The sequence below is a fragment of the Kitasatospora sp. NPDC032757 genome, from assembly GCF_055579305.1.
On record NZ_JBVINN010000029.1, the window covers coordinates 74,557 to 87,115 of the forward strand.

General features: G+C 70.7%; 10 protein-coding genes. 3 read left to right on the plus strand and 7 right to left on the minus strand.

The window, feature by feature from the left end; genetic code table 11:
- Positions 1–111: 111 nt before the first annotated feature.
- The 7 genes from ACZ5WK_RS27360 to ACZ5WK_RS27390 form a co-directional block, all read right to left on the minus strand.
- Complete coding sequence (locus tag ACZ5WK_RS27360) at positions 112–510, minus strand: cytidine deaminase (RefSeq protein WP_396321376.1); 399 nt, start codon at positions 508–510, stop codon at positions 112–114.
- Positions 507–1,772: an ABC transporter permease gene (locus ACZ5WK_RS27365; RefSeq protein ID WP_465551040.1), complete on the minus strand. Its 1,266-nt coding sequence runs from the start codon at positions 1,770–1,772 to the stop codon at positions 507–509. Before ACZ5WK_RS27365 ends, ACZ5WK_RS27360 begins: the two co-directional genes overlap by 4 nt.
- Positions 1,769–2,923: an ABC transporter permease gene (locus ACZ5WK_RS27370; RefSeq protein ID WP_465551042.1), complete on the minus strand. Its 1,155-nt coding sequence runs from the start codon at positions 2,921–2,923 to the stop codon at positions 1,769–1,771. The genes ACZ5WK_RS27365 and ACZ5WK_RS27370 overlap by 4 nt, the downstream gene beginning before the upstream one ends.
- A gap of 4 nt (positions 2,924–2,927) precedes the next feature.
- Entirely contained in the window at positions 2,928–4,469 is a 1,542-nt protein-coding gene (locus ACZ5WK_RS27375) for an ABC transporter ATP-binding protein (RefSeq protein WP_465551097.1), read from the minus strand.
- Positions 4,470–4,808: 339 nt separating this feature from the next.
- Positions 4,809–5,870 carry a BMP family lipoprotein gene (locus ACZ5WK_RS27380; RefSeq protein ID WP_465551044.1) on the minus strand — a complete coding sequence of 354 codons (1,062 nt, stop codon included), beginning with the start codon at positions 5,868–5,870 and terminating at the stop codon, positions 4,809–4,811.
- Between the two features lie 257 nt (positions 5,871–6,127).
- Entirely contained in the window at positions 6,128–7,402 is a 1,275-nt protein-coding gene (locus ACZ5WK_RS27385) for an amidohydrolase (protein WP_465551046.1), read from the minus strand.
- A 191-nt stretch (positions 7,403–7,593) separates the two neighbouring features.
- On the minus strand, positions 7,594–9,183 hold the full coding sequence (locus tag ACZ5WK_RS27390; RefSeq protein ID WP_465551048.1) for an acyl-CoA mutase large subunit family protein: 1,590 nt from the start codon (positions 9,181–9,183) through the stop codon (positions 7,594–7,596).
- Positions 9,184–9,321: 138 nt separating this feature from the next.
- Between ACZ5WK_RS27390 and ACZ5WK_RS27395 the strand changes: the two genes are divergently transcribed.
- The 3 genes from ACZ5WK_RS27395 (at position 9,322) to ACZ5WK_RS27405 (ending at position 12,559) form a co-directional block, all read left to right on the plus strand.
- Complete coding sequence (locus ACZ5WK_RS27395; protein ID WP_405360095.1) at positions 9,322–10,062, plus strand: SDR family oxidoreductase; 741 nt, start codon at positions 9,322–9,324, stop codon at positions 10,060–10,062.
- A gap of 65 nt (positions 10,063–10,127) precedes the next feature.
- Entirely contained in the window at positions 10,128–11,780 is a 1,653-nt protein-coding gene (locus tag ACZ5WK_RS27400) for an alpha/beta hydrolase (protein WP_465551050.1), read from the plus strand.
- 293 nt (positions 11,781–12,073) lie between these two features.
- Positions 12,074–12,559 carry a 2-oxo-4-hydroxy-4-carboxy-5-ureidoimidazoline decarboxylase gene (locus ACZ5WK_RS27405; RefSeq protein ID WP_396321384.1) on the plus strand — a complete coding sequence of 162 codons (486 nt, stop codon included), beginning with the start codon at positions 12,074–12,076 and terminating at the stop codon, positions 12,557–12,559.

Consider the following 12,559-nt stretch of genomic DNA (forward strand, 5'->3'; position numbering starts at 1 on the left):
GTTCGAAAGAGCTTCGGGAAGCTCTGGAAAGCTGTGAAAAGCGAAGAGTGTCGCGGGTGGGCCGGATTGTGGCCCACTCGCGACACTCTACGCGCGTAACAAAGGCAAAGACTAGAGCCGCTCCGGCCCGAACGCGTCGGGCAGGACCTCGCTCATCGGCTTCACGCCGGACGGCAGCTCGATCAGCAGTTCCGGCCCGCCGTGCTCGTACAGCAGCTGGCGGCAGCGCCCGCACGGCATCAGCAGTCGGCCGTCCCCGTCCACACAGGTGAACGCGGTCAGCCGGCCGCCGCCGCTCGCGTACAGCGCGGAGACCAGGCCGCACTCGGCGCAGAGGCCGAGCCCGTACGAGGCGTTCTCCACGTTGCAGCCGGTGACCACCCGGCCGTCGGCCACCAGGGCGGCCGCGCCCACCGGGAACTTGCTGTACGGGGCGTAGGCGTGGGTCATCGCCTCCCGCGCCGCCGCGCGCAGCGCCTCCCAGTCGACCTCCGGGGCCGCGGACGTCACTTGCCCTGACCCTTGCGGTAGATCTGGCCGTCGGCCTTCGGCGGCCGCAGCCGCTGCGAGGCCAGCGAGAGCACCACCAGGGTGATCACGTACGGCGTGGCCACGATCAGCGGACGCTGCACCTCGTCGGTGGTCGCGTACCAGACGAAGAGGCCGCCGGAGACCACGAACGTGATGACCGCGGAGGTCAGCTTCCGGCGGTAGACGTTCCAGAGCGCCAGCAGGAGCATCGCGATCGCGACGACCAGGATCAGCACGTGCACCGACCCCGGGTCGCGCAGCTGGAGGCTGTCGGTGAAGCCGAACAGGCCGGCGCCCATGGCGAGGCCGCCGGGCATCCAGTTGCCGAAGATCATCGCCGCGAGGCCGATGAAGCCTCGGCCGTTGGTCTGGCCGTCCTTGTAGAAGTGCGCCGCGACCAGCGAGAGGTACGCGCCGCCGAGGCCCGCGAAGGCGCCGGAGGCGATGACCGCGAGGTACTTGTACTTGTAGACGTTGACGCCCAGCGACTCGGCCGCGGTCGGGTTCTCACCGCAGGAGCGCAGGCGCAGGCCGAACACGGTGCGCCAGAGGGCGAAGTAGCTGGCCACGATCAGCGCGCCGGCCAGCAGCACGACCACCGAGATGTTGGTGACCAGGCCGCCGACCACACCCGCGACGTCGGAGACCAGGAACCAGTGGTTGGTCTCGATGTCCTTCAGCCACGAGGAGAGGCCGGGGATGGTCATGTACGGCAGCGGATCGGCCGGCGGGGACTGGTTCGCCCCGGCACCGACGGAGATGTAGTCCTTGTAGTAGATCCGGTTGACGTAGGCGCAGATGCCGGGGATCAGCAGGTTGATACCGACACCGGAGACGATGTGGTCGACGCCGAAGGTCACCGTGATGACGGCGTGCAGCAGACCGCCGAGCGCACCGCCGATCATGCCGGCCACCAGGCCGAACCACGGGCTGACCAGGTAGCCGCCCCAGGCGCCGCAGAAGGTGCCGGCGACCATCATGCCTTCGAGGCCGATGTTGACCACACCGGACCGCTCGGACCAGAGACCGCCCAGACCGGCCATGCCGATCGGCACGGCGGCGCTGAGCGCGGCGGTGACCTGCCCGGAGGAGGTAAGCGAGTGGTTGCCGGTGGCCATGCCCACGGCGGAGAAGAGGACCAGGGTGCCCGCGATCAGCAGCAGCACCACCGGCCAGGACAGCTTGCGCTTCTTGGCGGGAGCGCCCGGCGCCTTCGCGCGAACAGCGGTGGCCGTGCTCATGCGGACACCTCCTTCTTGACGTTGGCCGCGGCCTGGGCGGCGAGCTCGGCGCCGACCTTCTGCTGCTGGCGCTTGAGGCCGTAGCGGCGCACCAGCTCGTACGCGACGACGACGCAGATGACGATGGTGCCCTGCATGACCGGGACGATCTCGAACGGGAATCCGCCCTGGTTCGGCAGTACCGAGCCGGTGGTGTCCAGGAAGGAGAACAGCAGCGCCGAGAAGACCATGCCGATCGGGCTGTTGCGGCCCAGCAGGGCGACCGAGATACCCAGGAAGCCGAGGTTCTGCTGGAAGCTCTGGCCGAAGTAGTACGAGTTCTGCAGCAGCTCGGGCAGGCCGATCAGACCGGCCAGCGCACCGGAGACCGCCATGGAGATGATGATCATGCGCTTGACGTTCACGCCGGACGCGCTGGCCGCGGACTCCGAGCGGCCGGTGGCGCGCAGGTCGAAGCCGAAGCGGGTGCGGGTCAGGGTGAACTGGAAGGCCACGCCGACCACGATCGCGAGGAAGAGGAAGCCGTAGAGCGGCCCACCGTCGGTGTTGATCGCGAAGAAGTGGCTGGACTCCGAGACCGGGGCGGTCTGGATCGAGTTGCTGGTACCGCTCTTCTCCGGCGCGAAGATGCCGGGGACGAGCAGCAGACCGACGATGGCGATCGAGATGGCGTTCAGCATGATGGTCGAGATGACCTCGCTGACGCCGCGGAAGACCTTCAGCAGACCGGCGATGCTCGCGTACAGGCCACCGACCAGCATGGCGGTGATCAGCAGCAGCGGGATCTGGATGAACGACGGCAGGTCGAGCTGGCTGCCGACGAAGGCCGTGAACAGCGCCGCGACCCGGTACTGGCCCTCGACACCGATGTTGAAGAGGTTCATCCGGAAGCCGAAGGCGGCGGCCGCGGCGGCCAGGTAGTAGGTGGTGGCCCGGTTGAGGATCAGCACCTGCCCGTCCGACTTGGTGGCGAACGTGATCATCACGTTCCACGCGTCGAACGGGTTCTTGCCGGAGGTCGCCAGCAGCACCGAGCAGATCGCCACGGAGAACAGCACGGCGAGCACCGGAGCTGCGAGGGCGAGCACGATCTTCTCGCCGTCGAACCGCTGCGCGAAGGTGCGCTTGGCGGCGGGGTTGGGACTGGTCATGTGGCTACTCCCCCGCCTGCGGGTCGGCGGTGTCGGTGGGGGTGTCGGACGGAGTGCCGTCCTCGGCTGCGGCAGCCTCGGTGCCCTCCGCGCTGAGCGCGTGGAACTGGTCCACCGCATCGGCGTCGGACTCGATGTGGCCGCGGGCCGCACCGGTCATCGCGGTACCCAGGTCCTCGGCGGTGACGGTGGCCGGGTCGGCGTCGGCGACCAGACGGCCGCGGTAGATCACCCGGATGGTGTCGGAGAGGCCGATCAGCTCGTCCAGGTCGGCCGAGATCAGCAGGACGGCCAGGCCGGCCCGCTGGGCGACCCGGATGTGCTCCCAGATCTGCGCCTGCGCGCCGACGTCCACACCACGGGTGGGGTGGGCGGCGATCAGCAGCTTGGGGTCATGGCTCATCTCGCGGCCGATGATCAGCTTCTGCTGGTTGCCGCCGGAGAGCGACGCCGCGGTGACCTCGATGCCGGGGGTGCGGACGTCGAACTCCTCGACGATCCGCTGGGTGTCCTTGCGGGCACCGGCCGGGTCGAGCAGCACGCCCTTGGAGTTCGGGGCCTCGGTGACGTGGCCGAGGATCCGGTTCTCCCAGAGCGGGGCCTCCAGCAGCAGGCCGTGCCGGTGGCGGTCCTCGGGGATGTAGCCGATGCCGGCCTCGCGGCGGGCCCGGGTGAGCGAGCCGGAGAGGTCCTTGCCGTCCAGGGTGATCGTCCCGCCGTCCAGCGGGAGCATGCCCATGATGGCCTCGACCAGTTCGGCCTGGCCGTTGCCCTCGACGCCGGCGATGCCGAGGATCTCGCCCTTGTGGATGCGCAGCGAGATGTCGTCCAGCACCACGCGCTCGATGCCCTCGGCGTCGGTCTTGGCGATCCGCAGGGCCTCGACGTCGAGCATCGCGTTGGTGGTGACGGTGGACTCGCGGCTCTCCGGGGAGGGCAGCTCGGCGCCGACCATCATCTCGGCGAGCTGGCGCGCGGTGACGTTGCCCGGGTCGGCGTCGCCGACCGTGGTGCCGCGCCGGATGACGCTGATCGCGTCCGCCACCGAGAGCACCTCGTGCAGCTTGTGCGAGATGAAGATGACGGTGACGCCCTCGGCCTTGAGCTCGCGCAGGTTGTCGAAGAGCGCGTCGACCTCCTGCGGAACCAGCACGGCGGTGGGCTCGTCGAGGATCAGGATCTTGGCGCCGCGGTAGAGCACCTTGAGGATCTCGACGCGCTGGCGGTCGGCGACGCCGAGGTCCTCGACCAGGACGTCCGGGCGCACGCCCAGACCGTACTGGTCGGAGATCTCCTTGATCTTCGCCTTCGCCTTGGCACCGATGCCGTGGAGCTTCTCGCCGCCGAGGACGACGTTCTCCCAGACGGTGAGGTTGTCGGCGAGCATGAAGTGCTGGTGCACCATGCCGATGCCGCGCGCGATCGCGTCACCCGGGGTGTTGAACTCGCACAGTTCGCCGTTGATCGCGATGGTGCCCTCGTCCGGCTTCTGCATGCCGTAGAGGATCTTCATCAGCGTCGACTTGCCGGCGCCGTTCTCACCCATGAGGGCGTGCACGGTGCCGGTGCGGACGGTGAGGTTGATGTCGTGGTTGGCCACGACGCCGGGGAAGCGCTTGGTGATGCCGCGCAGTTCGACGGCCGGTGTCGCCGTCCCCGCGCTGGGGGTACCGCCCTTGCTGAGGGCGGGGTCGGATGCGGTGATGGCGATCTCCTGGTGGTCTGGAGGCGCGTCGTTGCGCTGGAGGGCCAAGAAAAAACGGTGAGGTACAGGACGGGGCCCGGGGGTGCGCACTGAGCGCACCCTGCCGGGCCCCTCCCTGATGCTGTGTCAATCATTGCGCTGCCGGGCAGGTGGCAGCGGCAGCGACGTCCCGCTGCGTCCTTACTTGGCGGGCGCGGTCGGAACGGTGGTGGCACCCGAGGTGATCGCCTTGGAGGCCTCGTCGAGCTTGCCCTTGATGTCGTCGATCTTGCCGCCGGTGGTGGCGAGCGAGACGCCGTCGGCCTTCAGGTCGAAGTTCTTCACACCGGTGAAGGGGGAGCCCTTCTTGACCGACTCGATGTAGGCGTAGACGGCCTTGTCGACGTTCTTCACCATCGAGGTGAGGATGCTGTTCTTGTACTTCGCCAGGGCCGGCTGGGCGGCCTGGTCGGAGTCGACGCCGATGGCGTACGCACCCTGCTTGTTGGAGACGGCCTCGATGGCGCCGTTGCCGGAGGAGCCGGCGGCGGAGTAGATGACGTCCGCACCCTTGTCCAGCTGGCCCTGCGCGGCCTCCTTGCCCTTGTCGGGCGAGTTGAAGCCGGAGAAGTCCGGGGGCGTGGTCAGGTAGGTGGTCTCGATCGCGATGTTCGGGTCGACGGACTTCACACCCGCGACGTAACCGGCCTCGAACTTCTTGATCAGCTCGGACTGCACACCGCCGATGAAGCCGACGTGCTTGGCCTTCGACTTGAGGGCGGCGGCCACACCGGCCAGGTACGAGCCCTCCTGCTCCGAGAACGTCAGCGAGGTGACGTTGCTGGGCTGGGTGTCGGAGGCCGAGTCGATGATCGCGAACTTGGTGTTCGGGTTCTCCTTGGCGACCTTCTCGACCGCGGCCTGGTACACGAAGCCGACGGCGATGATCGGGTTGTACCCGGAGGTGACCAGGTTCTTGAGCCGGGTCTCCTTGTCGGCCTCGGCCTCACCGGTCTTGGCGTCGGCCTCGGTGACGGCGACGCCCAGGTCGGCCTTGGCCTTGTCGAGACCGCGGGCGGCGGAGTCGTTGAACGACTGGTCGCCACGGCCGCCGATGTCGTAGGCCATACCGACCTTCAGGCTGCCCTCGGATGCGCCCGAGGAGGCGTTGGTGTCGTTGCTCTTTGCGCCGCAAGCGGCGAGCGAGGCAATGCCCAGGGAACCCGAGAGCACAACCGCGGCGAGCTTAGTTGAACGGCGCAAGGGAGTATCTCCTTCTCACACGCACCCGATTAGCGTGGTCGGACGCCACCGTAACGCGCGTAGAACACGGTTGGGTTACGGGCCGCCGGAGCATTCGGGTTGTTATCAAACCGTGGTCTGACAACCCTCCCGGCGCCCCTCTTCCTCACGCACAGGTGATCGGAACTGGCCCGGCCCAGTTTACGTAACCGGATGTAAAGCCTGAATTCCGACAAACCGGGCACCGGTGAGACCTACGGCCCTTCCGCCGGCGAGACCTACGCCCCTTCCGCCGGCCGCACGTCCGCCCCCGCGTCCAGCGCCAGCGCCGCGAACAGCTCCACGCCGATCCCGATCGCCCGCTCGTCCACGTCGAACCGGCCCTGGTGCAGGTCACGCACGGTGGCATCACCGGGGGCGCGGACGCCGAGGCGGGCCAGCGCGCCCGGGGCGTGCTCCAGGTACCAGGAGAAGTCCTCGCCGCCCAGGCTCTGCTCGGTGTCCTCCACCACCTGACGGCCGTCCTGCCCGAACCGGGCCGTCATGGCGGCCTCCAGCAGGCCCACCGAGACCGCCTCGTTCACCACCGGCGGCACCCCGCGGTGATAGTCGAGCGTCCACTTGGCCCGGTAGGTCTCGGCCAGCTTGGCGATCAGCTCGTGCAGCAGGTCCGGCGCCTCGCGCCAGCCGTCCAGCTCCAGGCAGCGGACGGTGCCCTCCAGCTCGGCGTGCTGCGGGATCACGTTGGGGGCGGAGCCGGAGGCGATCCGGCCCCAGACCAGGCTGACGCCCCAGCGCGGGTCCATCCGGCGGCCCAGCGCGGCCGGCAGGTCCGCGGCCATCCGCGCGATCGCGGTCACCAGGTCGGTGGTCAGGTGCGGGCGGGCGGTGTGGCCGCCGGGGCCGTCCAGGTGGAGCACCAGCCGGTCGCAGGCCGAGGTGATCGCCCCGGTGCGCAGTCCGATCCGGCCGGCCTCGACCTTGGGGTCGCAGTGCACCGCGAAGATCCGGCCGACGCCGTCCATCCCGCCGGCGTTGATCACGTCCAGCGCCCCGCCCGGCATGACCTCCTCGGCCGGCTGGAAGACGAGCCGGACCGGGCGCCGCAGCTCGCCGGTGCGGGCGGCCTCCGCCAGCACCAGGGCGGTGCCCAGCACCACCGAGGTGTGCACGTCGTGGCCGCAGGCGTGGGCCCGGCCGGGGACGGTCGAGCGGTAGGGCACGTCCGTCTTGGCGTCGTCGATCGGCAGCGCGTCGATGTCGGCGCGGAAGGCCAGGAACTCGATGCCGGGCGCGGTCCCGTCCGGGACGATGTCGACGGTCATGCCGGTGCCGCCGGGCAGCACCCGGGGGGCCAGACCGGCCGCCGTCAGCCGCTCGCGCAGCAGGCCGGTGGTGCGGAACTCCTGGCGGCCCAGTTCCGGGTGCCGGTGCAGATCGCGGCGGAAGGCGATCAGCTCGGGCTCCAGCGCTCTGACCCTGCCCCGCAGGTCTGCGGCGGGGCGGGAAGCGGTGAGAGTGACGGCCGGCTGGGCGGGGTCAGGACGGTTCATCTCAACAAGAGTAGGCCTGTTGGGGGGATTTGGCCCGACTTCCCCGAAAGTAGTCCCCGGATGGGCGCATACCGGCCGAGCAGGTGGGTATGACATCTCGTTTCAGCCGCCTTCCCCGGGTTGCGTGCCCTGTGCAACGACCGCCCGCGCCGGGGGTCACGGGCGCCACGTGACAGCAGTGTGACGATCCTTCAGAACCGCTCGCTCGGCGTGTACGTCCCCCACACCTCGCGCAGCGCGTCGCAGACCTCGCCGAGCGTGGCCCGGGCGGCCAACGCCTCCCTCATCGGGTACAGCACGTTGTCCCGCCCCTCGGCCGCCCGGCGCAGCGCGCCGAGCGCGCGGGCGACCGCCCGGGAGTCGCGCCCGGCCCGCAGCCGGGCCAGCCGCCCGGCCTGGCGGGCCTCGATCGCCGGATCCACCCGCAGCGGCTGGTACGGCTCCTCGGCGTCCAGCTGGAAGCGGTTGACGCCGACGACCGTCCGCTCGCCGGAGTCGGTCTCCTGCTGGACGCGGTAGGCGGTGCGCTCGATCTCGGCCTTCTGGTAGCCCGCCTCGATCGCGGCCACCGCACCGCCCAGGTCCTCGATCCTCGCCATCAGGGCGAGGGCGGCGGCCTCCACCCCGTCGGTCAGCGACTCCACCACGTACGAACCGGCGAAGGGGTCGACGGTGGCGGTCACGTCGGTCTCGTAGGCGAGCACCTGCTGGGTGCGCAGCGCCAGCCGGGCGGCCTTCTCGGTGGGCAGGGCGATCGCCTCGTCGAAGCTGTTGGTGTGCAGCGACTGGGTGCCGCCGAGCACCGCGGCCAGGGCCTGCACCGAGACCCGGACCAGGTTGACCTCGGGCTGCTGCGCCGTCAGCTGCACCCCCGCGGTCTGGGTGTGGAAGCGGAGCATCTGCGACCGCGGGTCCTTCGCGCCGAACTCCTCGCGCATGACACGGGCCCAGATCCGCCGGGCGGCGCGGAACTTGGCCACCTCCTCCAGGAGCGTCGTACGGGCCACGAAGAAGAAGGAGAGCCGCGGCGCGAAGTCGTCCACCGCCATGCCGGCCGCGACGGCGGTGCGCACGTACGCGATGCCGTTGGCGAGGGTGAAGGCGATCTCCTGTGCCGGGTCGGCCCCTGCCTCGGCCATGTGGTAGCCGGAGATCGAGATGGTGTTCCAGCGGGGGATCTCGGCCCGGCAGTACCGGAACACGTCGGCGACCAGCCGCAGTGAGGGCACCGGCGGGAAGATGTAGGTGCCGCGGGCGATGTACTCCTTCAGGACGTCGTTCTGCACGGTGCCGGTCAGCCGGGCCGGCGGGACGCCCTGGGCCTCGCCGACCAGTTGGTAGAGGAGCAGCAGCAGGGCCGCGGGCGCGTTGATGGTCATCGAGGTGGAGACCTCGCCCAGCGGGATGCCGTCGAACAGGACGCCCATGTCCTCGACGCTGTCGATCGCGACCCCGACCTTGCCGACCTCGCCGGACGCGATCCGGGCGTCCGAGTCGTAGCCCATCTGGGTGGGCAGGTCGAAGGCGACCGAGAGGCCGGTGCCGCCGCCGGCGATCAGCTGCCGGTAGCGGGCGTTGGACTCGGCCGCGGTGCCGAAGCCCGCGTACTGGCGCATCGTCCACGGCCGGCCGGTGTACATCGTCGGGTAGACGCCCCGGGTGTACGGGTACTCCCCCGGCCTGCCGAGGCGCTCCTGCGGGTCCCAGCCGGCCAGGGCCTCGGGACCGTAGAGCGGTTCGACGGGGAGACCGGACTCGGTGCGGCGTGGCTCGGCTGCCATGGTGTCCTCCGCGGGGATCGGCGGGGCGGTGTGCTCGTCCCTTCGCAATGTAGGCGGTGGCGAGCGGCGCCGACACCGTTGAGATGATCGGGTGAGCGACCGAAGAGCTTCCGACCCCCACGCTTCCGAGGAGTGGCAATGACCGAACAGAAGGTGGCCGTGGTCACCGGTGCGAGCAGCGGAATCGGCGCGGCGACCGCCCGCCGGCTCGCCGCCGAGGGCTTCGACGTGGTGCTGACCGCCCGCCGGACCGACCGGATCGAGGCACTGGCCAAGGAGACCGGCGGCCGGGCGTACACCCTGGACGTCACCGACCGGGCCGCCGTGGACGCCTTCGCGGCCGGGATCGGCCGGGTGGACGTCCTGGTCAACAACGCCGGCGGCGCCATCGGCGCGGAGCCGGTGGAGACCGGCGACCCGGCCGACTGGCTGGCGATGTTCCAGGTGAACGTGCTCGGCGTGCTGCACATGACCCAGGCGCTGCTGCCGGCGCTGCGGGCGAGCGGCGACGGCACCGTGCTGGTGCTCTCCTCCACCGCCGCGCTGGCCGCGTACGAGGGCGGCGGCGGCTACGTGGCGGCCAAGCACGCGGCGCACACCATCGCGGCCACGCTGCGGCTGGAGCTGTGCGGCGAGCCGATCCGGGTGATCGAGATCGCGCCGGGCATGGTGAAGTCCGAGGGCTTCGCGGTCACCCGGTTCCGGGGCGACGAGGAGAAGGCGGCCGCCGTGTACGCGGGCGTCGCCGAGCCGCTGACCTCGGAGGACGTCGCGGACACCGTCGCCTGGGCGGTCACCCGGCCCTCGCACGTCAACATCGACCTGCTGGTGGTGCGCCCGCGCGCCCAGGCCGCCAACCACAAGGTCCACCGGGCCTGACGCCGGACGCGGGCAGCGCGGGGGGCCGTGATCGGACGTGTCACCCCCAGTGATACATACGTGCGATGAAATCTCTCCGGGCTGCCCGCCCGCGGGTTCTGCTGACCGCCTTCGCGGCCGGCGCCCTGCTCCTCAGCTCCGCCTGCAACGACAGTGCCAAGCCCGCCCAGGACCACGCCGCGGGGACCTCCCCGGCCGCGTCCGCCCCGGCGCCCACCGCGGCGCCGACGCCCACCCCCAAGCCCACCGGGGCGGACGACCCGGCGCTCAAGTCCTTCTACGGCCAGCAGATCGCCTGGGCCGCCTGCCCGGCCGACCCCCAGGCCGCGAAATCCAAGATCGACATATCCGGGATGCTCTGCGGCAGGCTGCACGTCCCGCTCGACTACGCCAACCCGGCCACCGACGCCCTCGACATCGCGCTGATCAAGCTGCCGGCCGCCAAGCCGGACCGGAAGATCGGCTCGCTGATGGTCAACCCGGGCGGCCCGGGCGGTTCGGGTGTCGAGATGGTCAAGTACAGCCCCAAGGACTACGACGGCGCCCTGCACGACCGCTTCGACGTGATCGGCTTCGACCCCCGCGGCACCGGGGAGAGCTCGCCGGTCGTCTGCTTCGACGACCAGCAGATGGACGCCCGCAACGAGGCCGACGACCCGCTCGACCCGGCGGCCCGAAAGGCCGAGCACGTCAAGAACGCCACCGAGCACGCCGCGGCCTGCCAGGCCAGGTCCGGCCGGCTGCTGCCCTTCGTCGGCACCCGCAACACCGCCCGGGACCTGGACGTCCTGCGCGTCGCCGTCGGCGACAAGAAGCTGAACTACCTCGGCGTCTCCTACGGCACCTATCTCGGCGCGGTCTATGCCGAGGAGTTCCCGAAGAACGCCGGCCGGCTCATCCTGGACGGCGCCGTCGACCCCGCCCAGGACCAGCTCGACCACGGCGTCGACCAGCAGGTCGGCTTCGAGAAGTCCTTCGAGCGCTTCGCCGCCGACTGCGTGGAGAACCACGCCTCCGAGTGCCCGCTCGGCAAGGACCCGGCCAAGGCGGCCAAGAAGGCGGCCGACTTCATCGACGGCCTGCACGACCACCCGATGACCGCCAAGGACGGCCGCAAGCTCGGCCGGGACCTCGCCTGGACCGGCACCACCGAGCTGCTCTACGGCGACGAGAAGACGACCTGGCAGTACCTGCGCAACGCGCTCGGCTGGGCGATGGTCGGCAACAAGCCCGACGTCCTGCTGGCCTTCGCCGACGAGTACAACGGCCGCGACGAGAAGGGCCACTACAGCCCGATGGAGGAGGCGAACGGCGCGATCCGGTGCGCCGACAACGCCGCCGCCGCCCCGAGCCCCGAGCGCGCCCAGCAGGCCGTGGCCAGGCTCCGGGCCGAGGCCCCGCTGTTCTCCAGGGGCGTCACGGTGGACGACTACAGCGAGCCCGGCTGCGCTTACTGGCCGTTCAAGACCCCGGAGAAGGCGCACGCGATCCGCGCCGAGGGCGCCGACCCGATCCTGGTCGTCGGCTCCACCGGCGACCCGGCCACCCCGTACGCCTCCGCCGAGGCGCTGGCCAAGGGCTTCGCCAACGCCACCCTGCTGACCCGGGTGGGCGAGGGCCACGGCGCGTTCGGCCGGGGCAACGCCTGCATCGACGCGGCCCTGCAGGCCTATCTCGTCGAGGGCACGCTGCCGGCGGCCGGGACGCGCTGCTCCTGAGCGCTCGGCGTCAATAGCAGACGAGGACGGGGAGGGCACTGACACCGAGGTGTCAACGTCACAACTTGATAGCTCGATCGGATGAATTCCGCGTGCGCCCTCCCCAACTGATGACTGCTCAACTACCGTTGAGCCGCTGCCCGGCGGGCGCTGGACGCCGCCCCGCAGTCTGACATTTCACCTGCTCCACCTCCCTTTCACCGGCACCTTCCCGCCCTCACGAGGAGGACCCGCTGGCCAGCGACATCCCGTCACAGCGGCTCGATCCCAGCTCCGAGCCGACCCTCCTCGGGTTGCACCGCTTCAACGAGGCCGACGCCGGCGCCGCCGAGGAGGCCCTCCTCGCCTGCTGCGGAAGCCACCGCTGGGCCCTGCGGCTCACCGCGCACCGGCCCTACCCCGACATAGAGTCCCTGCTGGCCGCCGCCAGCGAGGCCTCCTACGACCTGCGCCCGGCCGACCTGGCCGAGGCGCTGGCGGACGAGAGCTGGATGCCGCAGCCACTCCTCGGCATGCGCGCCCCCGGCAGCCAGGCCGCGCACACCGCGCTGCGGGCGGCCCACGCCGCCTACGAGGCCCGGTTCGGGCACGTCTTCGTGGTCTGCCTGGAGGGCGTCGCCCCCGAGGAGATGCTCGACACCGTGCTCAGCTCGATCCGCACCCGGCTGGCCAACGACCCGGACGAGGAGCGGCTGATCGCCTCGGACGAGTTGCGCCGGATCGCCCTCACCCGCCTGGAGCACCTGGTCGCCACCCACTCGGAGGCCGGAGCGCGCTGA